Annotated in this window: 24 protein-coding genes; all 24 read left to right on the plus strand. The window is 49.2% G+C overall.

Annotated elements, in window-relative coordinates; genetic code table 11:
* Positions 1-178: 178 nt before the first annotated feature.
* The 24 genes from J0X21_RS07780 to J0X21_RS07895 all read left to right on the plus strand — a co-directional run bounded on the left by J0X21_RS07780 (position 179) and on the right by J0X21_RS07895 (position 25,162).
* Positions 179-883, plus strand: coding sequence for an ABC transporter ATP-binding protein (locus J0X21_RS07780; protein ID WP_206811627.1), 705 nt, complete (start codon positions 179-181; stop codon positions 881-883).
* Between the two features lie 148 nt (positions 884-1,031).
* Positions 1,032-1,799 carry an SDR family NAD(P)-dependent oxidoreductase gene (locus tag J0X21_RS07785; RefSeq protein ID WP_206811628.1) on the plus strand — a complete coding sequence of 256 codons (768 nt, stop codon included), beginning with the start codon at positions 1,032-1,034 and terminating at the stop codon, positions 1,797-1,799.
* Positions 1,800-1,825: 26 nt separating this feature from the next.
* Positions 1,826-3,217 carry an aminomethyl-transferring glycine dehydrogenase subunit GcvPA gene (gene gcvPA, locus J0X21_RS07790; protein ID WP_206811629.1) on the plus strand — a complete coding sequence of 464 codons (1,392 nt, stop codon included), beginning with the start codon at positions 1,826-1,828 and terminating at the stop codon, positions 3,215-3,217.
* Positions 3,218-3,221: 4 nt separating this feature from the next.
* On the plus strand, positions 3,222-4,832 hold the full coding sequence (gene gcvPB, locus J0X21_RS07795) for an aminomethyl-transferring glycine dehydrogenase subunit GcvPB (protein ID WP_206811630.1): 1,611 nt from the start codon (positions 3,222-3,224) through the stop codon (positions 4,830-4,832).
* A 14-nt stretch (positions 4,833-4,846) separates the two neighbouring features.
* On the plus strand, positions 4,847-5,875 hold the full coding sequence (locus J0X21_RS07800; protein WP_206811631.1) for a zinc-dependent alcohol dehydrogenase: 1,029 nt from the start codon (positions 4,847-4,849) through the stop codon (positions 5,873-5,875).
* 130 nt (positions 5,876-6,005) lie between these two features.
* On the plus strand, positions 6,006-7,271 hold the full coding sequence (locus J0X21_RS07805; RefSeq protein ID WP_206811632.1) for an ABC transporter substrate-binding protein: 1,266 nt from the start codon (positions 6,006-6,008) through the stop codon (positions 7,269-7,271).
* A 71-nt stretch (positions 7,272-7,342) separates the two neighbouring features.
* The gene (locus tag J0X21_RS07810; protein ID WP_206811633.1) at positions 7,343-8,212 is read left to right on the plus strand and encodes a branched-chain amino acid ABC transporter permease; all 870 of its coding nucleotides are present in this window, start codon (positions 7,343-7,345) and stop codon (positions 8,210-8,212) included.
* 120 nt (positions 8,213-8,332) lie between these two features.
* Entirely contained in the window at positions 8,333-9,265 is a 933-nt protein-coding gene (locus tag J0X21_RS07815; RefSeq protein ID WP_206811634.1) for a branched-chain amino acid ABC transporter permease, read from the plus strand.
* Positions 9,266-9,289: 24 nt separating this feature from the next.
* Positions 9,290-10,027, plus strand: a complete 738-nt coding sequence (locus tag J0X21_RS07820) for an ABC transporter ATP-binding protein (protein WP_206811635.1) — start codon at positions 9,290-9,292, stop codon at positions 10,025-10,027.
* Positions 10,028-10,034: 7 nt separating this feature from the next.
* Positions 10,035-11,150: an ATP-NAD kinase family protein gene (locus J0X21_RS07825; protein WP_206811636.1), complete on the plus strand. Its 1,116-nt coding sequence runs from the start codon at positions 10,035-10,037 to the stop codon at positions 11,148-11,150.
* Between the two features lie 95 nt (positions 11,151-11,245).
* Entirely contained in the window at positions 11,246-11,383 is a 138-nt protein-coding gene (locus tag J0X21_RS07830; RefSeq protein ID WP_206811637.1) for a hypothetical protein, read from the plus strand.
* A 241-nt stretch (positions 11,384-11,624) separates the two neighbouring features.
* Positions 11,625-12,932: a cytochrome c biogenesis protein ResB gene (locus tag J0X21_RS07835; protein WP_206811638.1), complete on the plus strand. Its 1,308-nt coding sequence runs from the start codon at positions 11,625-11,627 to the stop codon at positions 12,930-12,932.
* A 12-nt stretch (positions 12,933-12,944) separates the two neighbouring features.
* Complete coding sequence (gene ccsB / locus J0X21_RS07840) at positions 12,945-13,793, plus strand: c-type cytochrome biogenesis protein CcsB (RefSeq protein ID WP_206811639.1); 849 nt, start codon at positions 12,945-12,947, stop codon at positions 13,791-13,793.
* A 165-nt stretch (positions 13,794-13,958) separates the two neighbouring features.
* Positions 13,959-14,597, plus strand: coding sequence for a precorrin-2 dehydrogenase/sirohydrochlorin ferrochelatase family protein (locus J0X21_RS07845; protein ID WP_206811640.1), 639 nt, complete (start codon positions 13,959-13,961; stop codon positions 14,595-14,597).
* On the plus strand, positions 14,573-15,907 hold the full coding sequence (gene hemA / locus J0X21_RS07850; RefSeq protein WP_206811641.1) for a glutamyl-tRNA reductase: 1,335 nt from the start codon (positions 14,573-14,575) through the stop codon (positions 15,905-15,907). The genes J0X21_RS07845 and hemA overlap by 25 nt, the downstream gene beginning before the upstream one ends.
* Positions 15,904-16,815: a hydroxymethylbilane synthase gene (gene hemC, locus J0X21_RS07855; protein WP_206811642.1), complete on the plus strand. Its 912-nt coding sequence runs from the start codon at positions 15,904-15,906 to the stop codon at positions 16,813-16,815. The genes hemA and hemC overlap by 4 nt, the downstream gene beginning before the upstream one ends.
* Before the next feature lie 149 nt (positions 16,816-16,964).
* Positions 16,965-18,479, plus strand: a complete 1,515-nt coding sequence (gene cobA, locus J0X21_RS07860) for a uroporphyrinogen-III C-methyltransferase (RefSeq protein ID WP_206811643.1) — start codon at positions 16,965-16,967, stop codon at positions 18,477-18,479.
* Entirely contained in the window at positions 18,476-19,669 is a 1,194-nt protein-coding gene (gene nirJ1 / locus J0X21_RS07865) for a putative heme d1 biosynthesis radical SAM protein NirJ1 (protein WP_206811644.1), read from the plus strand. Before cobA ends, nirJ1 begins: the two co-directional genes overlap by 4 nt.
* Positions 19,660-20,631, plus strand: coding sequence for a porphobilinogen synthase (hemB, locus tag J0X21_RS07870; protein WP_206811645.1), 972 nt, complete (start codon positions 19,660-19,662; stop codon positions 20,629-20,631). The genes nirJ1 and hemB overlap by 10 nt, the downstream gene beginning before the upstream one ends.
* 15 nt (positions 20,632-20,646) lie before the next feature.
* Positions 20,647-21,642, plus strand: coding sequence for a putative heme d1 biosynthesis radical SAM protein NirJ2 (gene nirJ2 / locus J0X21_RS07875; RefSeq protein ID WP_206811646.1), 996 nt, complete (start codon positions 20,647-20,649; stop codon positions 21,640-21,642).
* A gap of 2 nt (positions 21,643-21,644) precedes the next feature.
* Positions 21,645-22,655 carry a siroheme decarboxylase subunit beta gene (gene ahbB / locus J0X21_RS07880; protein WP_206811647.1) on the plus strand — a complete coding sequence of 337 codons (1,011 nt, stop codon included), beginning with the start codon at positions 21,645-21,647 and terminating at the stop codon, positions 22,653-22,655.
* Between the two features lie 42 nt (positions 22,656-22,697).
* A complete protein-coding gene (gene hemL, locus J0X21_RS07885) occupies positions 22,698-23,987 on the plus strand; it encodes a glutamate-1-semialdehyde 2,1-aminomutase (RefSeq protein WP_206811648.1) in 1,290 nt (429 codons plus the stop codon).
* 14 nt (positions 23,988-24,001) lie between these two features.
* Positions 24,002-24,289 (plus strand): hypothetical protein, encoded by a 288-nt coding sequence (locus J0X21_RS07890; RefSeq protein ID WP_206811649.1) that lies wholly within the window; start codon positions 24,002-24,004, stop codon positions 24,287-24,289.
* 111 nt (positions 24,290-24,400) lie between these two features.
* Positions 24,401-25,162, plus strand: coding sequence for an SDH family Clp fold serine proteinase (locus J0X21_RS07895; protein ID WP_206811650.1), 762 nt, complete (start codon positions 24,401-24,403; stop codon positions 25,160-25,162).
* The last annotated feature ends 5 nt before the right edge of the window (positions 25,163-25,167 follow it).

Below are 25,167 nucleotides of genomic sequence, written 5' to 3' on the forward strand. Positions count from 1 at the left end.
TTGAATAGTTTTATTTAGGTTAATAGTTTTCAGAAACTTCGCAAGTTTCCGTAGACATATTGAGGGTTAATTTGGTATACTTATATCGAAAGAGATGAGTCTTTTATATATTTTGAGTAATACTTTGATGGTTAAAATATTACTTTATAAAACAAATAGTTTAGGTGGTGGATACAAAATGCTTGAGGTTCAGGAAATTGAAGCATTCTATGGCGAGGTTCAAGCACTTCATAAAGTGAGTATTCGAATTGAAGAAGGAGAAATGGTTGGTTTGGTCGGCGCCAACGGAGCGGGCAAAAGCACTATGCTCAAAGTGATTTCAGGGATGATGAAGCCGGCCTCGGGTATGATCAAATTTGAACACCGGGTTATTAGCGGACTGCCTTCCCACAAAGTGGTTGAATTGGGGGTTGCCCATGTACCCGAGGGTCGGCGTCTCTTTCCTTTAATGACTGTTGAAGAAAACCTGGAAATGGGTTCCTATTTGCCAGGGCCTAAACAAGAACGTAAAGATACCATGGACATGGTGTTTTCCATGCTGCCTAAACTAAAAGAGCGGCGCAAACAGCTGGCCGGTACCCTCAGCGGGGGGGAACAGCAGATGCTGGCGATTGGCCGGGGTCTTATGTCTAAGCCCAAATTGCTGATGCTTGATGAAACTTCTCTGGGATTAGCTCCGGTGCTGGTTGAGGCCATTCTGGAAATCATCGAGCAGATACGAAAACAAAAGATATCGATTTTCATGGTCGAGCAGAATGTAACTATTTGCTTGCAAATAGTTGACCGGGCCTATGTACTGGAAAACGGAAAAATTGTCATGGAGGGCAAGGGAACAGATTTATTGGAAAACGACCATCTCAAAACGGCATATTTGGGTCTGTAATAACATAGCGCATTATTGACACTCCATTAACGTTTCAGGGTGTTATTTTTTCCTGACATTATGTTAGATAATCTAAATAATTTATATCTTAAAATTTAAGTATAAGCTGATTCTTCAAACCGAAAAAAATTAGCAAGAGGTGGAAAACATGGATTATCAAAAGCTATTCGACATTTCAGGCAAGATTATTCTTATCACGGGTGGCGGGGGAACCTTAGGAACAGCCATTTGTAAAGGACTGGCTGCTGTCGGCGCCAAGATAGCGGTAGCCGATCAGAATTTGGAGAGTGCCCACAAGACCTGTGACCTCATCCGTGAATATGGAACGGAGTGCCTTCCGGTTCAAGTAGATGTGACGGATCCCGAGTCGGTCAAGGCTATGGTGGACCAAGTTTTAGAAAAGTTCGGGCGGATTGATGTCTTACTGAACCATGCAGGCATCAATATCCGGAAGCCTGCGGTTGAGTATACGCCGGAAGAATGGGAGAAAGTGCTTACGGTTAATTTGAGCGGGATTTTTCACTGCGCCCAGGCTGTCGGTAAAGTGATGCTTAAGCAAGGAAGCGGACGCATTATTAATACCGCGTCAACCTTAGCTTCTATCAGTCAGCCCCTGCAAGCGGTTTATGCCTCCAGTAAAGGGGGCATCGTACAGCTTACCAAGGTATTGGCGGAAGAGTGGGCTCCCTATGGAGTCAATGTCAATGCCATCGGACCGGGTTATTTCGAAACCGATCTGACGCGCAAGTATTTATCCGATCCGGCAGTGCGCGATACCCTGCTCACTAAAATTCCCATGAAAAGATTCGGACAACCCGAAGAACTCATAGGAACCATTATCTTTCTTTCCTCAGAAGCCTCAACCTATGTTACCGGACACACCATATATATCGACGGCGGCAGATTACTCTATTGATTCTAAACGGATTGGAGGAAAGAGATATGAGCAAAAAAGCATACCCTTACATTCCGAACGCTGTTCCCGAGATCAAAACTCAGCTCCTTGAAGCATGCGGTTTAAGCAGTGTAGAAGAAATCTATCGTGATATTCCTGAGCATCTCCGTTTGCCCAGGGAAATGAATCTGCCTCAGCCGCTGTTATCTGAATACTCGCTCAGGCGGCATGTGGAAGAGATTTTGGACCGAAACAGAAGCTGCAAGGACTATCTCAATTTTCTGGGGGCAGGCACCTGGCAGCATTATGTCCCGGCCGTCTGTGATGAAATCAATGGCAGAGCTGAGTTCTTAACAGCTTATACCGGTAAGACCTATGCCGATCATGGGAAGTGGCAGGCCTTATTCGAGTACCAGAGCGCTTTATGTGAACTGGTGGATATGGATATCACAGGCATGCCGACGTATGATTGGGGGCAGGCTGCCGCCACTGCTCTCAGAATGGCTGCCAGGATTACCGGGCGTACGGAGGTTGTGGTAACGCGTACGCTCAGTCAGGAAAGAGTGCTGCAGCTCAGGAATTATCTTCTGCCTGAGATTGAGATCAAGTTTATGGAGTATGAACAAGACACGGGCAAGCTGGATTTAGCGGATCTTAAGAAAAAGGTTTCCACCAAAACCGCTGCCGTTTATTTTGAAAATCCATCCTATATCGGTGTGGTAGAGACAGCCGGGGAGGAGGCGGCCCGCATCGCCCACTCGTACGGAGCACTGCTGGTGGTTGGGGTTGATCCGATTTCGTTAGGGGTGCTGGCGCCGCCGTCGCATTATGGGGCGGATATCGTATGCGGAGATTTGCAGCCGCTCGGAATCCACATGTCCTTCGGCGGGGGGCTCGCGGGGTTTATCGCAACCCATGATGAGCCTAAATATGTTGCGGAGTTCCCGAACTTGATTTATGGCATTACCCGCAATGAGGAACACGAGGAATATGGATTTGGGCAGGTATATTGGGAGAGAACGGCATATGCCACCAGGGAAAAAGGCAAGGAGTTCACCGGAACTTCAGCCGGCTTGTGGGGGATAACGGCCGGTGTTTATCTCAATCTGATGGGACCGCAGGGAATGCAGGAAGTCGGCAAAACCATCATGCAGAAAAGCGCTTATGCCAAGAAAAGGCTGTCTGAGCTTAAGGGCGTAAACTTAAGTTTTCCTTCCCTTACCTTCAAAGAATTTGTCCTTAACTTCGATCAGACCGGGAAAAGCGTGGCTGAGATCAATAAACAGTTGCTGGAGCATAAAATTTTCGGCGGCAAAGATCTTTCACTGGAGTTCCCGGAATTGGGTCAAAGTGCGCTTTATTGTGTGACTGAGATTCATACCAAAGAAGATATTGACAAGTTGGTTTACTCCTTAGGCAAAATTCTGGAAAGGGGATGAGAGAATGCTGCCAAGAAAATTTCACCAAGCCCGTTGGGATGAGCCCATAATTTTTGAAATGTCAAGTTCTGGAGAGAGAGGAATTTTAGTTCCGGAAGTCGAAAAAGATATAGAAAATTCTGCCGGGGATGTCCTAGCAGAAATTCCGAAGCATATGCTGCGGCCCCAACCGCCGCGCCTGCCTGAACTCTCCCAATGGCAGGTGCTCAAGCACTATCTGCATTTGTCCCAGGAGACCATGGGGGCAGATATGGGGATTGACATCAGTCTGGGTACGAGCACGATGAAGTACAGCCCAAAAGTCAATGAGCAATTGACGCGTCTCCCTCAGATCGCGGAACTTCATCCGCTTCAGGATGAACAAACCATTCAGGGGATGTTGGAAGTGTACTATGGGCTGGAACAGATCCTTAAAGAAATTTCCGGGATGGATCAGTTCACCTTTCAGCCGTCCAGCGGGGCTCAAAGTATTTATACCAATGCGAGCATTATCCGCAAATACCATGAAGCCAAAGGGGAACTAGACCGGCGCACGGAGATCATTACCACGATCTTTTCTCATCCAACAGACGGAGCCAGTCCGGCGACGGCCGGATTCAAAATCATTACCTTAATGCCGGGTGAAAATGGCTATCCTGATCTGGAGGCCTTAAAAGCGGTGGTATCTGAACGCACGTCCGGTTTGATGATTACCAATCCGGAAGATACCGGGATTTACAACCCGCACATTGACGAATTCGTGCGGGTGGTGCATGAAGCCGGCGGGCTCTGTGCCTATGACCAGGCAAATGCCAATGGAGTTTTAGGTATAGCCAGAGCCAGAGAAGCGGGCTTTGACCTGTGTCACTTTAACCTGCATAAAACCTTTTCCTCCCCGCATGGATCTTTCGGGCCCGGAGCGGGTGCAGTCGGGGTGAGAAAGGAGCTGGCCCAGTTTCTCCCGGTGCCTACGGTAGATTTTGACGGTTCAAAATATTTCTTGAATTATGACCATGCCCAAAGCATCGGTAAGGTCAGAGGATTTTTTGGGGTAGCCCCTGTTGTCTTAAGGGCCTATGCCTGGGCCATGAGCCTTGGGGCCGAAGGGTTGCGCGAGTGTGCTGAGATATCTGTGTTAAACAACAACTACTTGCAGAAAAAGATTATGGAAATCCCCGGGGTTACAGTTCGGTATGCGGATAAGCGCAGGCTGGAGCAGGTTCGCTATAGCTGGGAGAAGCTTAAGGAAGATACGGGAGTGGGAACGGAAGACGTTGCACGCAGAATTGTGGACTACGGGATTCAAAGTTATTTTACCAGTCATCACCCGTGGGTGATTCCGGAGCCCTTTACTCTTGAACCGTGCGAGTCTTATTCTAAAGCCGACATGGATGAGTATGTTTCGATTCTCCGTCAGGTGGCTGAGGAGGCTTATGCCAATCCGGAGTTGGTGAAGAATGCTCCTTATCAGAGCACCATTCATAAGTGCGATACGTCCTTTGACGACCCTCATCAGTGGGCTCCTTCCTGGCGTGCATATCTAAAGAAAAAAGGCACCGGTTCCGAAGCGGAAAGAAAGGGGACTGCCGAATCGAAACAGAGCACGGAGTCTGGGGAAGACCGGCTGGTCGGTTAAGGGAGGTAAGTGTTTTGCTGGCTGTAGTGAAGGAAAAAGCCGGTCCGGGATTCGCCTTTAACGAGGTAGATATCCCGCAACCCGGGCCGGGGGAAGTTATCATTAAAGTGAGGGCCGTGGGTATCTGCGGATCGGATATTCCGATATTTAACGGAGTGCGCGCGGTGCCTTTCCCCTTAATCCCCGGGCATGAGTTCGCCGGGGAGATCGTGGAGATCGGGGAAGGAGTCAGTGGTTTTAATGTAGGAGACAGGGTTGCTCCCAGTTTGGTAATCAGCTGCGGCACCTGTGATTATTGCAAGCAAGGGCTTGAGTCCATGTGCAACTCTTTGACCGAGATTGGAATCCATATTGACGGCGGGTTTGCTGACTATGCCAAAGCCCCTGCCAAAGTTCTGCATAAACTGCCGGATCAGGCAACATTTGTGGAAGGGGCTTCGGTCGACCCCGTTGCTTCTGCTTATCATTCGGTGCGCAAGGCCAATATTAATCCGGCAGACACGGTAGTGGTATTCGGCCCTGGGCCGATCGGTTTGTACGCTTTACAGCTCGCCCGGATCGAAGGGGCATCCAAGGTTATCATGGTCGGAGCCCCGGGGGATGAAGAGCGCCTGCGGATTGCGTCAGAGTTGGGGGCAGATGCCGTGCTGCTGTCCCGGGATCAAGAGGAATTACTCAAACAAATCAGGGATTTGACCGGAGGCAAGATGGCCGATGTGGTAATCGAAGCCACCGGAGTTCCGGAAGTTTTCGCCACCTGCCTTGAGGCTGTACGGAAAGAGGGAAGAATTGGCTTAACCGGGGTTTTTCATCGATCCACGGAAGTTTTGCTAAGCCAGATTGTGAAAAAGGAAATCACAGTGCGCGGGAGCTTCTGCTACACCTGGCTGGAGTTTGGAACCTGCCTTAATCTGATTGCCACAGGAAAAGTTAGGATTGATAACATTGTTTCCCACCGGTTGCCCTTAAGGGAAATGGGCACGGCCTTGGAGATGTTAAACCGTAAAGAGGCACTGAAGATTGTACTGGAACCGGAAGTTTGAAGGAAAGGAGATGATTTGTTTAGTTTCCTATGAGCAGAGGGAAAGAAGGTGAAAATCCTAAGCACTTTTCAGAAAAGTTAAACTAGAGGAAACTTTGGGAAGAGAGGAAATTCGATAGGAGGTAGGAAAAATGTTAAAAAAGATTGGTGCAGTGACCTTGATTGGGTTACTAACCTTAACGGGCTGCGGCAGTCAAACCGGTGGAACGAATAATCAAGGTGGAAGTAGTGCCGGAGTCAAAGAAGTTAAGATTGGAGCCTTATTGCCTTTGTCTGGCGCAGTTGCCCCCATCGGGGAGACCTGTAAACGCGGGCAGGAATTGGCAACTGAAGAGATCAATGCCGCCGGAGGGATTAAATCACTTGGCGGGGCCAAATTAGTCTTGGATTTCGCCGATTCTAAAGGAGATCCCAAGGTTGGTATGTCTGAAGCAGAGCGCCTGATTATGAAAGATAAGGTAGCCGTCATGACCGGTGCCTATCAAAGCAGTGTTACTTATCCCAGTACACAGGTATCTGAAAAATACAAGATCCCATACGTAGTTCCGGTATCGGTAATGGATGACATTACCGAACGCGGCTTTAAGTACACCTTCCGTTTGGCACCCAAGGCGTCTTGGTATTCACGGGATCAGGTGAAATTTGCAAAAGAAATGGGCGAACAAACCGGCAGTGTACCCAAAAGGGTGGCTTTAGTCTATGAGAACTCGGATTGGGGCCAATCCTCTGCTAAAGGGTGGAATAAGTCTGTTCCGGAAGCCGGTATGGAAATCGTACTAGATGCACCGTATCCAAGCTCATCTTCTGACTTAACGCCCGTCATTCTTAAAATCAAGCAAGCCAATCCGGATTTAATCCTATTTACATCATATACTTCCGACGCGATTCTACTTACCAATGGCATTGCTGAACAGAAAATTAACGCCATGGGTATGATTGGGCAAGGCGGCGGCCATGCTGATCCCGAGTATCTTAAGAATGTGGGTAAGAATGCGGAGTATGGATTTGACCTAACGGAATGGTCTCCTGATTTAGGGAAACCCGGAGTCAAAGAGACCAATGCCAAGTTCAAACAGAAATATGGGGTTGACATGAACGGGGAGGCTGCTGAATCTTATGCAGCCATGTATGTGATTGCTGATGCCCTGGAACGGGCCGGATCTGCCGAACCGGAGAAGATCAGAGAAGCTCTGGCTAAAACGAAAATTACTTCCGGCCCAGGGATGATCCTGCCTTATGACTCCATTGAGTTTGACCAGTCCGGGCAAAACATCCATGCCAGCTTGATTATGGTTCAGGTCAATAACGGTCAGAGATCAACCGTTTGGCCATTCAACGCTAAGAATCCCGATTATAAAGTGGTATGGCCAGCGCCAAAATGGACGGACAGAAAATAGCAAGGTGAATGTGGGGCAAAGACTCACAGTCTTTGCCCTGACTTTCTCTCTTATAAACGGAGGTAGGAAGGATGCAAACCTTAATCGCAGCTACCTTAAACGGACTTTTTATGGGAAGTCTCTATGGGCTCATCGCCGTGGGTCTGAGTTTGGTTTTTGGGGTCATGAAAATCATTAATTTTGCCCATGGAGCCTTGGTGATGGTAGGAATGTATGCGGTCTTTTACATGTGGAGTTTAATCGGTCTTGACCCTTACCTTTCACTGGTTGTCGTGGTGCCTGTTCTTTTTTTGTTTGGTTACTTTCTTCAGGGCAAAGTGATTAATCCGGTCTTAAAACGGGAATTCGGGCGCAATGGACATGCCGTGATTCTTCTTACCGTTGGACTGACGCTCGTACTTCAAAATGCTGCCCTTTTGTTTTTTGGAGCCTATTATAAAGCGGCAAAGACCTTTGTCTCTGGGATGACCTGGGATATGGGCGGAGTAGTTACCTCTGTGCCCCGTCTGATTGCGGGGGTTGTCGGGGCAATAGTCATCTTAGGATTACAGTTGATGCTCAGCAAGACTGATTTAGGGAAAGCTATCCGTGCCACGGGCCAGGACCGGGAAGCTGCAGGTTTGATGGGTATCAACGATTATAAAATCTACAATATCGCTTTTGGGCTCTGTCTTGCAATTCTGGGGATTGCAGCAGCCCTGATGCTGCCAATGTACTATGTCCAGCCAGAAGCCGGAAAAATTTTCGAAATGCGTTCTTTTGTGATCGCAGTCTTAGGCGGGATAGGAAGTTTAAGCGGTGCTTTTTACGGAGGGTTAATTGTGGGCCTGATCGAGTCCGTGACAGCTCAGGTCTGGTCGGCAACAGCGGCTGAGATGCTGATCTTTGTCGTATTTATCGGGGTTTTATTATATAAACCATCGGGTTTACTGGGGAAATAAGGCGAGGTGAGGACAAATATGCTGCGCAGGCTAAGATACCCGAGTTATTTTTTACCGTTCTTATTTTTGCTGATCTTAGGACTCCTTCCCTTTATTATAAATAATGAGTATATATTACAAGTGTTTATTATGTTCTTGTTTAATGCTTACCTCGCCTCAGGTTGGAATATCATATCCGGATTCGCCGGGCAATTGTCTCTAGGACATGCGGCATTTGTAGGAATTGGAGCATATACATCAACCATCTTATTTGTGCAGTGGGGGATATCTCCTTGGATTGGGATGATTTTCGGCGGAGTCATAGCCGCTATTTTCGGCTGGCTGATCGGTTATCCTGTCTTTAAATTACGGGGACCATACTACGCTTTGGCCACGATTGCTTATGGGGAAATTATTCGGATCTTCATTCAGAATACGAAAGCAGTGGGTCCCATTGAACTTAAAGGAGCTGAGGGAATACTGATTCCGTTCAAAGGAAGTTCCCCTGCCTTATTTCAGTTTGAGACCAAAGCAGCGTATTACTATGTGGCCTTGGCTATGTTTCTGCTGGTTCTGCTTCTTAGTTATAAGATCAAGAACTCCAAAATGGGGTATTATCTCTCTGCTATCGGAAATGATCAGGACGCAGCGGAGTCACTGGGGGTCAATACGTCCAAGATGAAACTAACAGCGTCTGCCATCAGTGCTTTTGTGATGGCATTAGGCGGTACCTTTTACGCCCAATTTCTTCTGTACATTAATCCACAGGGAGTATTAAGCGGAGATTTCTCGACCGAGATTGCAGTCATCGGAATTATCGGCGGGGAAGGGACAGTCTTTGGGCCGGTACTCGGCAGCCTAATTCTTACCCCTTTGTCTGAGCTTACCAGGATTTATCTTGGAGGCCGGTTTGCCGGTGTTCATCTCCTAGCGTATGGTCTAATTCTCATGGCCGTCGTGACTCATATCCCTCACGGCGTCATAGGAACATTCTCGAAATTGTATCATCGGATTTTACTGAAGCTTGGGGACCCGGTTGTCTCGGCTAAGACCGGGGCCGGAAAAACCTTATGATGCTCACGTTAGGGGGTGGAAACGATGATAATTCTCGAAGCCAAGAAGCTCACCAAGAGTTTCGGAGGGTTAATGGCTGTTGCGGATGTCAGTGTAACTGTAAACTCAGGGGAACTCGTAGGTTTAATCGGACCGAACGGGGCCGGTAAGACGACCCTTTTTAACATGCTTTCGGGTTATTATAAGCCAACAACGGGAGAAGTTTATTTTAGGGGTCAGGATATTACGAAGTTGAAAGTGTTTGAAACCAGTGACTTAGGAATCGCACGGACGTTTCAAATAGTGAAGCCTTTCGGTAAAATGACGGTTTTAGATAATGTCATGGTGGGGGCTTTTGCCAAAACCGGTCATAAGAAAGAAGCCCGGGACAAAGCGTTGGAGGTTCTTGATTTTGTAGGACTTTTTAACGCTAAGGATAATTTGGCTGAGTCTATGACGCTGGGGGGCAAAAAAAGAATAGAACTGGCCCGGGCCCTCGCCACCGAACCTGAGTTGCTTTTGCTTGATGAAGTTGTGGCAGGGTTAAATCCGTCCGAGGTTAAAGGGGTTATTGAAATCATTCGTAAAATCTGTAAGGATAAACGGGTTACGATTGTTATGGTTGAGCATGTAATGCAGGCGATTATGGCTCTCTCGGATAGAATCATAGTCATGAATTCTGGCCGGAAAATTGCGGAGGGAACGCCGGAGGAAGTGGCCAATAATCCAGAGGTCATCCAGGCGTATCTAGGCCGTGGAATGACAAAAAGTGCGAGAGGATGAAAACCGGTTGCCAAAGAGGTTAGGCTTAATTATCAACCCGGTTGCCGGTATCGGCGGCCGGGTGGGGCTAAAAGGAAGCGATGGCACAGAGGTTCAACGGAAAGCACTGGAGCTGGGGGCTGTGTCCCGCTCAGCCGAACGTGCCCGGGAAGCGTTGCAGGTGTTGATAAGGCATGGGCTTTCTTTTGAGATAGTAACCTATCCGGGAGAGATGGGGGAAGAAACAGCGAAGGCAGCGGGCTTTACTCCCCTGGTTATTGGCGATATTGCTAACAGTTATACGACGTCTGAAGATACGGTGCAGGCAGCTGCGGATCTAATGAATTATGGGGTTGAACTCCTGCTCTTTGCGGGCGGGGATGGGACGGCCCGTGATATCTATTCCGCCATTGGTACAAAAGTACCGGTTTTGGGGATTCCGGCGGGGGTTAAAATGCACTCGGCGGTCTTTGGGAAAAGCCCGAAGAGCGCCGGGCAGCTTGCCGCCTTAGTTCTTAAAGGAGAGGCTAAGAAGGTACGGGAAGCGGAAGTCATGGATATTGATGAAGAAAGCTTTCGAGCGGGTTCGGTAAGCGCCAAACTGTATGGCTATTTAACGGTGCCCTATGAACAAAACTTTGTTCAAAACGTCAAATCCGGAGGCAGTGCCAGTGAAGTTGAGACACTGGGAGCAATTGCACAGTACATAATAGACGGTATGCAGGACGACGTTCTGTACTTTATTGGCCCGGGAACGACAACCCGGGCCATAATGGAACGGCTTTCCCTGCCGAATACCTTGCTTGGTGTCGATGTGTTAAAGGGAAAGAAGCTAATAGCCAGGGATGTCAATGAACAAACCCTGCTTCAATTAATCCGGGAGAGTCAAGCCAAGATGGTGCTTACTCCCATCGGCGGGCAGGGCTATCTTCTTGGCAGAGGAAACCAGCAATTCAGCCCCCAAGTCGTGCGCAAGGTCGGCAAAGAAAATATTATTGTGATTGCCGCTCTGAGTAAAATAATTGCACTTTCGGATCACGCTCTTTTCGTCGATACGGGTGATCCAGCGCTTGATCAGGAACTATCCGGATATATGCGAGTAATAACAGGTTATAATGAGGAAACCGTTTGCCGAGTTTTATAAAATAATTAGAAGAGGGCTCTTCGATGAGTGATATGCTCCTTTTGTGGTAGACAGTTTAAATAATAAAATTGTCTACCACAAAGGGAGCATTTTTTGTGGGAAGAAAAAGTAAAGTATCGTTTGAAGAGAAATTGAGTGCTGTTAAAGATTATCTGAATGATATTCGTTGTTATGCAGTGCAGGATAAAGGGGGGGAACCGGCCTGTACGGAGGGATGCCGTCGCCGGAGATAACCAAACCATCGTTGGCAATTATTCCGAAAACAAAGTAGGGAAGATAATAAAATAATTAACGGGTATGTTGATAAGAGAAGGAAATGGAGGGTCAGGGATGGAATTACATTGGGGTAGGCTTATCGGGATCTATCTCTTTCTCGGTGGGCTGGGGGGCCGGTGCTTATCTTACGTCTTTTGCGGCAACAATATCCGGATATAGTATGTTATTAGAAATCGCCAGGCGGTATAGGGGGAAGTCATGAGTACACAGGAAAAGAGCCTAACAGATAAAATCTGGGAAGTATTTAGTTCCATGAAGCTGGGTTTGGCGTTATTGGGAATCATTGCCCTAGCCTCGGCTATTGGAACGTTCATCCCCCAAATAAGTCTTGAACCTGAAAAGGCGAAGACTGTTGGGGCTTTGTGGCAGACATTAGGTTTCACAGATCTCTATGCCGCCTGGTGGTTTCACCTCCTTCTCGGGCTGCTGGGAGTTAATTTAGTTATTTGCAGCCTTCAACGCTTTCAAGGAATTTATGCCAAGACGTTTCATCAGAAAGCCGCGCGAACGTTGACCGAGTTGCCTGGTCAGGCACGGGCGGAACTTAAAGGAAACAGTGTCCGCCTGGCCCAAGTGATTACGGAGACTTTAGTCCAAAAGCACTATCATCTGGTTAGGGATGAATGGGAAACCGGCTGGAGTTTTACCGCGGTTAAACATCGCTGGGGCTATTGGGGTTCGCTGATTACGCATATTTCTTTTGTGATCTTATTGGCCGGAGCCCTGGTGGGGACATTGCTGGGTTTTAAGGGATATTTTATGGCTGGGGCCGGAAGTACTGTTCCCTTAAAGCAGATTGAGCTTAGCCGGGGAAAAGTAAGCCAAACATTCAATGTGAAAATTAATTCGGCTGAAGACCGGATGCTGGCTAACGGTGAGCGGGACAATTGGTATACGGATTTGAGTATTCTGGAAGGGGATAAGGAAGTAGCCCGCCAAACTTTATCCGTCAACCATCCGTTTACCTATGAGGGAGTTACCTTTTATCAAGCGAGTTTTGCTCATGGTGCAGCTCTTACTGCGGATATTAAGGGACAAAAGATACCGGTGGTGCTGCAGGATCAGGGTGGGAACTTTTTTCAGGCTCCCGGTACCGATCTTTACTTAGTGGTGGCTGCTATGAAAAACGATGTGCAAAACCCTGTGATTCTGTACCAGGTATATCAAGGATATGGATTTAAACTTGTACAATCCGGGCAGCTTAAAAAAGGGGAAAGCGTCATGATAAATGATGCGTATCAGGTTACTCTTGATGGCTATTCCGGGTTTACCGGACTTCAGGTTAAAGAAGATCCGGGTGTGAGTTTGATTTGGTTAGGGAGTTTGCTCCTGCTGATAGGATTGATGCTTTCGTTCTATTGGCGTCCGGTAGTGATCAGCGGTATTTATAATGGGGGAGAAACCGGAGGCAAGCTGGTGTTAGGGGCATCAGGCAAGTCTAAAAGCCTGCTGGCTGAAGAATTCGGTCAGTTCACAGATAAACTAAAAAATTCAGCGGCGAATTAAGGGGGGAGTACGATGAACCCGGGCTTGGAAAATCTGGAAACATCTATGTATTACTTAATGTTTGCGGCCTATTTATTAAGTATGTTCAGCTATTGGGTTTGGGCTGCTTTTAAGAGCGAACTGATGGGAAAGTTAGCGACAGCCCTGGCTATTGTTGGTTTCGCGGCGAACACGGCGGCAATTGTTGTCCGCATCCTGATTGTTCAACGGCCTCCCCTAACCAACGGGTATGAATTTTTAGTCACCTTTTGTTGGGGAATATTGGCCGTTTACCTTTTCGCGGAGTTTCGCTACCGCCTGAAGGCTTTAGGGGTTTTTGTGCTTCCGGTTGCCTTCTTGCTCCTTGCTTATATCGCCATGAAAATGGGCCCGGAGGAGAGGGTGGCTCAAGCCATTCCCCCAGCACTCAAAAGCCAGTGGCTTACCTTTCATGTCATCACGGCAATCTTGGCTTATGGGGCCTTTGCAGTGGCCTTCGGCCTCGGACTCATGTATTTGCTCAAACACAAATTTGAGTTGCTAAAGAAAAGTGACGGTCTGATGACACGCTTCCCCGCCTTGGACACGTTGGATGAGCTCGCTTATCGTGTGGTGGGATTTGCTTTTCCTTTGCTATCACTTTGCATTATTACCGGGGCGATCTGGGCCAATTACGCCTGGGGAACTTACTGGTCTTGGGATCCCAAAGAAACATGGTCCTTGATCACATGGCTGATTTATGCCGGATATTTGCATGCGCGCCTTATGTATGGGTGGAAAGGAAAAAGAGCGGCCTGGATGGCGGTATTTGGGTTTGCCGCAGTGCTATTTACTTTTTTCGGAGTTAATTATTTCTTGCCGGGACTTCATACTTATGCTTAACCGGCAAGTTCGGGCAATTTATTGGCGACCCGGCATAAGGAAAGAATTTTATTTAAGGAAATATAACAATAATAAAAGAAATGATAAGTCTAATTGTGTTGAATGGAAGGAAGTTTTAGCAAAATAACGAAATAATACTTAACCAGAAAATTTGAGGTGACATAATTGGGTCAGTACTATCCAATTTTTTTGGATTTGAAAGATAAACCGGTATTAGTGATTGGCGGAGGCAGTGTGGCACTGCGCAAAGTGCAGACATTACTTGCCCACGAAGCCAGGGTACACGTGGTTGCTCCGGAAATCAATAAAGAATTAAGGGAATTAATCGACGGCAAGCTTTGTCTCTGGTCAAGCAAAGCGTATGACAGCCAAGACATCAAAGATGCCGTCCTTATTTTTTCATGCACCGACCAAGAAGAAGTGAACGCCCAAGTTGCTCGGGATGCTGCGCTTGCCTGTCGGCCGGTCAATGTGGTGGACGATCCGGAAAAGTGCAGTTTTATTGTCCCTTCGATTTTGGAAAGAGGAGACTTGGCCATTGCCGTTTCAACCGGAGGGAGCAGCCCCATTGTCGCGCGCCAAATCCGCATGGAACTTGAAGAAATGTACGGGGATGAGATGAAGGACTATCTCGCTTTGCTGAAAAGCTGGCGCCCGCGGGTCAAGGAGAGCCTTTCTCCGGCAAAACGGCGTCTTTTCTGGGAACGGGTGACAGATGGGCAAGTCCGGAGTATAATCAAATCTAAACGCTTGCTTGAAGCGAAAGGAGTGGTAGAAGCGTGTTTCCGGTCACTGTTGGACTAAGCCATCACAGTGCTCCCCTGGAGATTCGGGAAAAGCTTGCTTTTCCTGCATCCGAAATAAATAACGCTTTACAGGAGCTGATTGCTTACCCGGCACTCGAGGGTATTGTCATCCTCAGCACCTGTAACCGTTTGGAGATTTATGCGGCTACAACTGATATTGAGATTGGCCAGGATGCAATCAAGAAATTTCTGTATGAACGAAGTGGGCTTAGCGCAGATGAGTTAAACCGCTACCTTTATAGTCGTACCCTTTACGAAGCAGTCCGTCATCTTTTCAACGTGGTTTCCGGTTTTGATTCCATGGTGCTTGGGGAAACCCAAATCTTGGGCCAGGTTGCGCAGGCGTATGAGGATGCCTATGCTGCCGGGGTAACCAATAAAGTGATTAATGTTTTTTTTCAAAACGCTTTAACGGTCGGTAAAAGAGTGCGCACTGAGACGAAAATCGACCAACACCCGGTATCCATCAGCTATACGGCCGTGGAGCTGGCGATGCAAAAATTCCCCAATCTTAAGGGCAAGACGATTATGATCTTAGGTGCGGGGGAGATGAGCTATCTCACAGCCAAGCATTTGGTGGCAGCCGGGGCATCAACAGTCCTGGTTTCGAACCGTTCTTATGACCGGGCTTTGAGCTTAGCGGCAGAGTTTAACGGGCGCGCCGTTCGATTTGATGAAATGGATGCATACTTAGGGGAGGTCGATATCATTATATCGGCCACAGCCTCCGTTCATTACGTGCTCTTGCCGGAGCGGGTGGAGAAGATCATGCGCGCGCGTGCCGGGAGGGCTTTATTAATTATTGATATTGCCGTTCCCCGGGATGTGCATCCGGAGGTGGGGAGTATTCCCGGAGTGACCCTGCATGATATAGACGATTTGCAGGGTGTGGTTGACCGCAGTCTCCAGGCCCGTGAGTCGGCGGCGGTGCAGGGAAAGAAAATTATCGAAGAAGAAATGAAACATTTCCTTAAATGGCACAATTCCCTGTTTGTCATTCCCACGATTGTGGCCTTGAAACAACGAGCGGAAGAAATTAAAGAAGTGCAGCTCAGCCGGGCTCTGGAACGGTTAGGGACGTTAACCCCTAAGCAAGAGAAGGCGATCCGTTCACTGGCTAACTCGATTGTGAACCAGCTGCTCCATGCTCCGATCACGAATCTTAAGGAATTCGCGGATACCCGTCAGGGCCATCTGTATACGGAAATCCTGCAAAATTTATTTGACTTAAGCGTAGAAGAGGAGACGAAATCTTTGTGGATGGTTGGACAGCAGCCCGGGCAAGCATTGCGGGGGAGAGTAGAATGAAACAAATTCGCATTGGGACCCGTGACAGCATCTTGGCGTTATGGCAAGCGGAATGGGTGCGGTCCCGGCTTGCGCAGATTTATCCGGAGCTCGAAATTACACTCGTTCCTGTTAAAACAAAGGGAGATAAAATCTTGGATGTCCCTTTGGCCAAGATTGGAGATAAGGGTCTGTTTACCAAGGAATTGGAAAGCTTTCTTCTCCGTTCCGAGATCGATTTGGCCGTGCACAGCCTAAAGGATTTGTCCACCAATTTGCCGGAAGGATTGGAGATTGCGGCTTATTGCGAACGAGAGGAGCCGAGGGATGTCTTCTTGAGCAAAGACGGGAGCTTACTCGAACACCTCCCTTCCGGGGCTGTCATCGGAACCAGCAGCCTGCGCCGCAAAGCCCAGCTTAAGCACTACCGGCCGGATCTTCAGTTCGTGGATCTGCGCGGCAACTTGCAAACGCGCTGGGATAAACTCCAAAACTCTGATATGCATGGAATTGTGCTGGCGGCGGCCGGCGTCAAACGTCTAGGGTGGGAAGAACGAATGACTCAGATTATTCATGAGGATATCATGTTGTCGGCGGTGGGGCAGGGCTCCATCGCAGTTGAAATCGCCAAGGAGCGCCGGGATATTTCCCACTTGCTTACGCAGCTTAACCATATGCCGACCGAGCTGGCCGTGCGGGCTGAAAGAGCGCTTATGCGCAAGCTGGAAGGGGGCTGTCAAGTGCCGATCGGAGCTCTGGCTCAGGTTCAGAGCCGGGAGATCGAACTCCGGGGCATGGTGGCAGGTATTGACGGGTCGCGTTTGCTGCGTGTCCGGGTGGCGGGAGTGAGTCCGGAAGAAGTGGGGGAACGGGCCGCGCTTGAACTGCTGCGCCAGGGCGCAGGGGAAATCTTGGCGGAAATTCGATAAATTATAGGAGTCAGGAGACAGTAGTCAGGAGTCAGAATGATTTTTGGGAGACTAACCTAAGGGATTAAACCCTAAAAAAATGCAAGAAACACCTATTGACTTCTGACTCCTGAGTTCTGACTACTTTATAGATATGGGGAGTGTTGTGTTTGAATCAGGGATTTGTCTATCTAGTAGGTGCGGGTCCGGGGGATCCAAAGCTTTTAACGATAAAAGGGGCTGAATGCATTGCTAAGGCTGATGTCTTAGTCTATGACCGCCTGGCTTCCCGCCGTTTATTAAAGCATGCGAAAGATGGGTGTGAGCTGATCTATGTCGGCAAATCCCCGGAACGGCATACCTTGCGCCAGGAAGAAATTAATGAGGTCTTGGTGAAAAAAGGCAAGGAAGGAAAAGTGGTAACCCGGCTTAAGGGAGGGGACCCTTTCGTCTTTGGGCGCGGCGGGGAAGAAGCGGAAGCCTTGAAAGAGGCGGGCATTCCTTATGAAGTCGTGCCGGGGGTGACTTCAGCGGTGGCGGTTCCGGCTTATGCCGGGATTCCGGTCACCCACCGCGATTTAACGTCATCGTTTGCCGTGGTCACCGGACACGAAGATCCTTCTAAAAATGAAACGGCGATCGCCTGGGAGCACCTGGCATCCGCTCACGGTACTTTAGTCTTTCTCATGGGCATGGAAAACCTAAGCTTAATCGCGGAAAAGCTGATCCAAAACGGAAGGAACCCTGAGACTCCCGTAGGTATTATCCAGTGGGGGACGCGCCCGGAACAACGGACCCTCGTCGGAGAGCTTCATAACATTTCCGCTCTGGTCAAAGAACAGGGATTTTCCTCACCGGCCATTATTATTGTAGGTGAGGTTGTATCCTTGCGTGAGTCGCTGCAGTGGTTCGAAAGCAAACCGTTATTCGGTCAAAGGATTATCGTCACGCGCGCCCGCCATCAGGCCAGTGCCTTGTCCCAAGCGATTGAGGACTTGGGCGGCGAGCCCTGGGAATTTCCGGCGATTGAAATTGTCCCTCCCAGTGCCCCGGAACTTTTGACCAAAGCGATTTCAAACCTTAAGCGCTTTGAATGGTTGGTCTTTACCAGTGTCAACGGTGTCACCGCTTTCTTCAATGAATTGATGAAGCGGGGGAAAGATATTCGGGACTTGGCCGGAGTTGAAATCGTAGCCATCGGACCGGCTACCAAAGAGGCTTTGGAGCAGAGAAGCCTGCGGATAGCCTTTATGCCGGATGAGTACCGGGCGGAGAAGATTATCGAGGGGCTGGCCAGCCGGGTTTTAGCGGGGCAAAGTGTGCTCTTGGCACGGGCCGAAGAGGCCAGGGATGTTTTGCCGGAAGCTTTGAAAGCGCTGGGCGCGGATGTCTGGGATGTGCCGGTTTATAAAACGGTGTTAGGGGAGAGCAACCGGGAGGATTTGCTGGAACTGCTCGGCGATGGCAAGGTGAGTGCCGTGACTTTTACCAGTTCTTCCACCGTGCGCAATTTCATAAAGCTAATCGAGGGCAATATTTCATTACTGGATGGGGTAAAAGTATTTTCCATCGGTCCGATTACAAGCCAGACCGCGCGGGAATTAGGAATAGAGGTGCACCGGGAGGCTAAGCAATACACGATTGAGGGGCTGACCGAGGCCTTGGTTGAGGGGGTAAAAGCATGATCAGCGTAACCAAGCTTCTATTTGATACGGAGTATTTCGGGGATTCCCTGCGCTATGCCAAGGGTTCGCGGGGAGCGCTGCACGGAACTACGGTCAATTCCGGGCCGGTGGTGGTCTGGAACTCAACCCGTACCTGCAACCTTAAGTGTGTGCATTGCTATATGGATTCAGATTCCCAAAAGTATCAAGGGGAGCTGACCACTCAGGAAGCAAAAGAGTTTATCGACGACTTGGCAGAGTTTAGAGTGCCGGTGCTTCTGTTTTCCGGGGGTGAGCCTTTAATTCGTCCGGATTTCTTTGAATTAGCAGATTATGCAATCAGCAAAGGAATCCGGGTGACGCTGTCCACCAATGGAACCCTGATCACTCCGGAGGTTGCCCGGAGGATTAAGGAGATTGGGGTAGGATATGTAGGGATTTCCCTGGATGGTTTAATGGAAGTGAATGATAAGTTCCGGGGCAAGGAAGGCGCCTTCAAGGCGGCCATGGCCGGGATTCAGAACTGTGTTAAAGTCGGACAGCGCGTGGGCTTGCGCTTTACGATTAACCGCCATAATTTTGAAGAGTTAGATAAAATCTTTGACTTCATCGAGGAGGAAAATATTGACCGGGTCTGTTTTTACCACCTGGTTTATTCCGGACGCGGGAACAAGATGATGGATCAGGACGTGTCTCCGGAAGAATCGCGGGCGGCTATGGATACAATTATCCGGCGCACCCTGGATTATGAAGCCAGAGGATTGAAAAAAGAGATTCTGACAGTGGACAATCACTGTGACGGGGTTTATCTCTACCTTAAGGCTCTGGCTGATGATCCGGAAAAAGCGGAACGTATCAAAGGATTAATCTCTTTAAATGGGGGCAATCGTTCCGGGATCGCCTTCGCCGAGGTGGATCCCTTTGGCAATGTGCATCCGGACCAGTTCAGCCAGCACATTACCTTCGGCAATGTGCGCGAGCGCAAGTTCGGTGAGATCTGGACGGATGTAAGTCACCCGATTCTGGCAGGACTTAAAGACCGCAAGCCTTTGCTTAAAGGGCGCTGCGCCTCCTGCCGCTATCTGGAAATCTGCAACGGGAATTTCCGTACCCGGGCCCAAGCGGCCACCGGAGATTTCTGGGCTTCTGACCCGGCTTGTTATCTGACCGATGAGGAAATCGGATTGAAGGGGGTTAGAGAATGGATTTAATCAGGCGTCCCCGGCGCTTGCGCGCGAATGAAGCGATCCGGAGCATGGTGCGGGAAAACCATGTGCATGTGAAGGACTTAATCTATCCTATGTTTGTCATGCCTGGACAAAATATGCGGGTTGAAGTGTCTTCGATGCCGGGTGTATATCAATATTCCCTTGATGAATTTGTCAGGGCTTTGCAGGAAGTGGTGGATTTGGGCGTACCGGCCATCCTCCTCTTTGGCATACCTGAAAGCAAAGACCCGGTTGGCACGGGAGCCTATCATGATGACGGGATCGTTCAGAAAGCCGTGCGTTTAGCCAAGGAAAAGTTTCCTCAGCTTTATGTGATCACGGATGTTTGCCTGTGCGAATATACGGATCATGGCCATTGCGGGTTGGTGCATGAGGGGAAAATTCTCAATGATCCTTCCCTGGAACTGCTGGCCCGGACAGCGGTGTCACACGCACAAGCCGGAGCGGATATGGTTGCTCCCTCCGACATGATGGACGGCAGGGTGGCGGCGATTCGGCGGGCGCTAGACCGGGAAGGATTTGAAGATATTCCGGTCATGGCTTACTCAGCTAAATTCGCCTCCGGATTTTACGGACCTTTCCGGGAGGCTGCCGGCTCCGCACCCCAATTCGGGGACCGGCGCACTTATCAAATGGATCCTCCGAACGGGAATGAGGCTATGCTGGAAACTGCCCTGGATGTTGAGGAGGGCGCAGACCTGATTATTGTCAAACCCGCCCTTTCGTATGGTGATATCATCTACCGCACAAAGGAGCGTTTTGGCTTGCCGGTTGCCGCCTATAATGTCAGCGGGGAGTATGCCATGATTAAGGCCGCGGCCAAGCAAGGCTGGATCGATGAACAACGGATCGTCATGGAAGCTTTGGTCGGGATGAAACGGGCCGGGGCCGATCTGATCATCACTTATTTTGCCCTTGATGTGGCGCGCTGGCTCAGATTGTAATGGGGGAAGTTAGTCATGATTGTTTCTTGGAATACAACCAATGCCTGTAATATGTATTGTGACCACTGTTACCGGGATGCGGGAGTCAAGGCCAGTGAAGAGTTAAGTACAGCCGAAGCCAAAACTTTGCTGGAGCAGATTGCGAAGGCCGGATTCAAAATTATGATTTTCAGCGGAGGAGAACCGCTTTTGCGTCCGGATATTGTCGAGCTGGTAGCGTATGCAAAATCTCTGGGTCTGCGTCCGGTGTTTGGGACAAACGGCACGTTGTTGACCCTTGACCTGGCCCAAAAGCTGAAAGATGCCGGGGCGATGGGTATGGGCATTTCCCTCGATTCCCTCGATCAAGAGAAGCATGACAGCTTTCGCAAGTATCCCGGCGCCTGGGAGGAAGCGGTCCGGGGCATGCGCAATTGCCGGGAAGTGGGGCTTCCGTTCCAGATTCATACCACCGTTATGGATTGGAACGCAAACGAGGTTGAAAACATCACAGATTTTGCGGTGGCGGAAGGTGCAGTGGCTCATCATTTCTTTTTCCTGGTTCCGACCGGAAGGGCGGTAAGCATCGAAGAGGAGTCCCTGCGTGCCGAGGCTTATGAGGATATACTTCGCCGCATCATGATGAAACAGCAGAGCGTGCCGATTGAACTTAAACCGACCTGTGCTCCTCAGTTTATGAGAATTGCCAAAGAAGTGGGAGTGGATGTGCGTTTCGGCCGGGGCTGCCTAGCGGGCACTCACTATTGCATTATCGGGCCCAAAGGCCAGGTTCAGCCTTGTGCTTATCTCAATATTCCGCTGGGAGATGTGCGGGAGACCCCGTTTGATGAAATCTGGCACAGCCACGAAGTGTTCCAAACCTTGCGTACACTTGATTACAAAGGCGGGTGCGGCTCCTGCCAGTATAAAAAGATTTGCGGCGGCTGCCGGGCACGGGCTGCTTATTATCATGAGGGTGATTATATGGCCGAAGAGCCGTGGTGTCTTTACCATGGCCGGAAGGGGGTTTAAGCTTGGACTCTGTTGATAAGGCCATCCTCAACTTGGTTCAACGCCGGTTTCCGGTGGTATCCCGTCCTTATTCGGCCATAGGGGCAAAGGTCGGGATTGCGGAAATTGAAGCCTATCATCGTCTCCGGGAGATGCGTACCCAAGGATATATCAGAAGATTGGGTGCTATTTTGGATTCCCACCGGCTGGGATATTATAGTACGTTATGTGCGGCCAAAGTTCCGGAAGAAAAGATTCCGGTTTTGACACGAATTTTAGCCGAGATTACCGGAGTGACGCACAATTACCTGCGCGCTCATACCTATAATATGTGGTTTACCTTGATTGCCCCATCTTTAGAAAAAGCGGAAGAAATTCTAAAGGCCGTAAAAGAAGAAAGCCGAGTTCGGGAAATCTATAGTCTTCCTGCCATTCGCTTATTTAAGATTAACGTAGACTTTAATTTTGGTGACTTTAATTCGAGTAATACCTATACCGGTAATTTTCATTCTATCGAGGGTGGTTGCCATGACAACCCAGGTACTTTTCTTAAGCAGCCTTATCCCGTAACGGAAGAAGATATTGCCCTCATCAGGCTTTTGCAGGAGGATCTTCCGCAGGACTTGGCTCCCTTTCAAACTCTGGCTGCAGAGTTGGGTGAGGGCGAAGAGGGGGTGCTGGAGCACACCTGTAAACTGCTCCAAGCCGGTGTGATCCGCCGCTTGGGGGCGGTCCTGCGCCATCAGAAGGCGGGGTTTGTCAGTAATGCCATGGGTGTCTGGCAAGTGGAGCCGGAAAGAGTCGAACAAGTCGGAGCGATCATGTCGGGTTTCCCGGAGGTGAGCCATTGTTATGAACGTCCCTCTTTGCCTGACTGGCCTTATAATGTTTTTACCATGATCCACGGGCAATCCGAGGAAGAATGCCGCCAAGTTATGGCTAAGATTGCGCGCGCGACCGGCGTTACCCGGTATGATGCCCTCTACAGTTTGAAAGAATTGAAGAAAAGCAGTATGAAGTACTTTATCGAGTAGTCAGAATTCAGAATTCAGAATTCGGAATGGGAGGTACATTTTATGTCTTATCATGATGATAAAAGTCGCCAAGCCTTTGCACAAGCTAAAGAGGTCATCCCCGGAGGGGTTAATTCTCCGGTACGGGCTTTCAAATCCGTTGGACGTGACCCGGTCTTTATCGAACGGGGAGCAGGCTCCCGCCTATGGGATATCGATGGCAACAGCTACATAGATTATATCGGCTCCTGGGGTCCTTTAATTGTGGGACATGCTCATCCGCAAGTGGTTGCAGCCATTCAGAAAGCGGCTGAGCGCGGAACCAGTTATGGAGCGCCGACTGAAATCGAGACTGAACTAGCCACGGAGGTCTTGAAAGCCTATCCCTCCATGGATATGATCCGGATGGTGAACTCGGGGACAGAAGCCACCATGAGCGCTTTACGCCTGGCACGGGCTGTGACCGGAAGGACAAAAATCGTAAAATTTGAAGGATGTTACCATGGGCATTCAGACGCTTTGTTAATTAAGGCAGGGAGTGGAGCCTTAACTCTGGGTGTTCCTGATTCGCCGGGGGTGCCTGCCCAGACGGCAGCCACCACGATTTCGGCCGCTTTTAATGATCTGGAAGGGTTGAGAGAGCTTTTCCGCAAAGAAGGGGAGGAAATTGCGGCCGTCATCTTGGAACCGGTGACCGGGAACATGGGGGTAGTCTTACCTGAACCCGGTTTTCTCGAAGGGATAAGGACTTTAACTACAGAGTATGGAGCGCTCTTAATATTTGACGAAGTCATGACCGGATTCCGGGTGAGCTACGGAGGAGCACAAGGCCGTTTTGGGATCGATCCGGATTTAACCTGTCTCGGAAAAGTGATTGGCGGAGGACTACCGGTCGCAGCGTATGGCGGAAAACGCCGCTTTATGGAACAGATTGCGCCCAGCGGTTCGGTATATCAGGCGGGAACCCTATCGGGCAACCCCTTGGCCATGACGGCCGGACTTGCTACCATTAAGCTTCTGCAAAAGCCCGGTACCTATGAAGCTCTAGAAGAGAATACCAACCGCTTGGCTGAGGGGCTTAAGGCGGTTGCAGCCGAAGCCGGGTTCCCGCTGTGGGTCAATGCGGCCGGGGCTATGTTCTCAGCATTTTTCACGGAAACCCCGGTAAAAGATTATGCCAGTGCCTGTACATCGGATACGGAGCGTTTTGGCCGTTATTTCCGCGGAATGCTTGAACGGGGCATCTATCTGGCCGCCAGTCAATATGAAGCCGTTTTCCTCTCGACCGCCCATACGGCCGATGACATTGACTTTACTCTCGAAAAGGCGCGTGAGGTTATGAAGAAACTTTAAGGAGGTTCGGGGCAATGGCGCGTAAACAGGTTTTGCGAAGTCTAATTACTCTCGCTCTGTTAGCGGCGCTGGCTGCTGTCATCATCTTGTCCCAGCAGCATGACCCAACCAACCCCCATAGTTCGATCCCACGTGAACAATGGCTCACAGGCAGCAATGGGCATACCTTTGCAGTCAAAAATAATCAGCAGCCGGCGAAACAGTGTTATCCGTGTCATGAAAAACAAGGTCTGGGTGGGGTAAATTATTGTACGGATTGCCACACAAAATCCGGAATAAGCGTGCAATTACCCAGTATATAAACGATTTATGCAAGGCATTTTACCCTAAAATTTATAAAGAAGTATGTTTTCGGCACTCCTTCCTGGTTTATGGAATAAACTGGAATATACATTTGACTGGGAGGGAATCGGGTGAATGCCGAGGACAGGTTTGCTTTACTCGAACGGTTAGAACAATTGCGCCACTCTAAGGTTTTAGTATACTTTTCTTATACCCCGCTCGATGACCGAATTCTGGTGCCGCTCTACCAACAGCTGAAAGAAATCGGCCCTACGCCTAAAATTGATTTAGTATTGCATAGCTTTGGAGGGGCAGTAGACACGCCGTTCAAAGTAGTATCCCTTATTCGAGAATTTTGCCAGGAATTTGCTGTGATTGTTCCTTTCGTAGCCAAATCGGCTGCATCCATGTTGGTTCTGGGGGCAGATGAGGTTGTTATGGGCCCACTGTCTGAGCTCGGTCCCATTGACCCTTTGGTAAAACACCCGGTTTATAAAGATTTGTGGGTTCCGGTTCAGGCGGTACGGTATTGTATAGAGTATTTGCAGCGCTCGATTAGCAACAGTCCGGACTCGGAAATTGCGACCTTCATTAGTACCCCGATATTAAACAAGCTGGATCCCTGGCTGATCGGGGATTATGAAAAGACCTTAAAAGCTTCGCGCCAGTATGCAGAAGCTTTACTTTCCCGTTATATGTTGAAAGATTCTCCGGAAAAGGTTCCGTTTGTGACAGAAGCTTTAACGGAGGGCTATTTTTCTCATGGTTATCCTATAGGGCGCAGGGAAGCCTATGAACTGGGACTGAAAGTAATTGAAGCGGAAGATGAGTTATGGACTGTAATCTGGCAATTGTATTTAGGGTATGAAGAACTGTTTGACAGCAATGAATAGAGGTT

It is taken from the genome of Paradesulfitobacterium ferrireducens (assembly GCF_017310645.1).
Lineage (GTDB): Bacteria > Bacillota > Desulfitobacteriia > Desulfitobacteriales > Desulfitobacteriaceae > Paradesulfitobacterium > Paradesulfitobacterium ferrireducens.

Excerpts from the sequence above, each read along its gene's own strand:
- J0X21_RS07810 (WP_206811633.1), top strand. The coding sequence starts at position 7,343 with ATGCAAACCTTAATCGCAGCTACCTTAAACGGACTTTTTATGGGAAGT.
- gcvPB (WP_206811630.1), top strand. The coding sequence starts at position 3,222 with ATGCTGCCAAGAAAATTTCACCAAGCCCGTTGGGATGAGCCCATAATT.
- hemL (WP_206811648.1), top strand. The coding sequence starts at position 22,698 with ATGTCTTATCATGATGATAAAAGTCGCCAAGCCTTTGCACAAGCTAAA.
- hemC (WP_206811642.1), top strand. The coding sequence starts at position 15,904 with ATGAAACAAATTCGCATTGGGACCCGTGACAGCATCTTGGCGTTATGG.
- J0X21_RS07835 (WP_206811638.1), top strand. The coding sequence starts at position 11,625 with ATGAGTACACAGGAAAAGAGCCTAACAGATAAAATCTGGGAAGTATTT.
- nirJ1 (WP_206811644.1), top strand. The coding sequence starts at position 18,476 with ATGATCAGCGTAACCAAGCTTCTATTTGATACGGAGTATTTCGGGGAT.
- nirJ2 (WP_206811646.1), top strand. The coding sequence starts at position 20,647 with ATGATTGTTTCTTGGAATACAACCAATGCCTGTAATATGTATTGTGAC.
- ccsB (WP_206811639.1), top strand. The coding sequence starts at position 12,945 with ATGAACCCGGGCTTGGAAAATCTGGAAACATCTATGTATTACTTAATG.
- J0X21_RS07890 (WP_206811649.1), top strand. The coding sequence starts at position 24,002 with ATGGCGCGTAAACAGGTTTTGCGAAGTCTAATTACTCTCGCTCTGTTA.
- hemB (WP_206811645.1), top strand. The coding sequence starts at position 19,660 with ATGGATTTAATCAGGCGTCCCCGGCGCTTGCGCGCGAATGAAGCGATC.
- J0X21_RS07785 (WP_206811628.1), top strand. The coding sequence starts at position 1,032 with ATGGATTATCAAAAGCTATTCGACATTTCAGGCAAGATTATTCTTATC.
- J0X21_RS07820 (WP_206811635.1), top strand. The coding sequence starts at position 9,290 with ATGATAATTCTCGAAGCCAAGAAGCTCACCAAGAGTTTCGGAGGGTTA.
- gcvPA (WP_206811629.1), top strand. The coding sequence starts at position 1,826 with ATGAGCAAAAAAGCATACCCTTACATTCCGAACGCTGTTCCCGAGATC.
- J0X21_RS07780 (WP_206811627.1), top strand. The coding sequence starts at position 179 with ATGCTTGAGGTTCAGGAAATTGAAGCATTCTATGGCGAGGTTCAAGCA.
- J0X21_RS07805 (WP_206811632.1), top strand. The coding sequence starts at position 6,006 with ATGTTAAAAAAGATTGGTGCAGTGACCTTGATTGGGTTACTAACCTTA.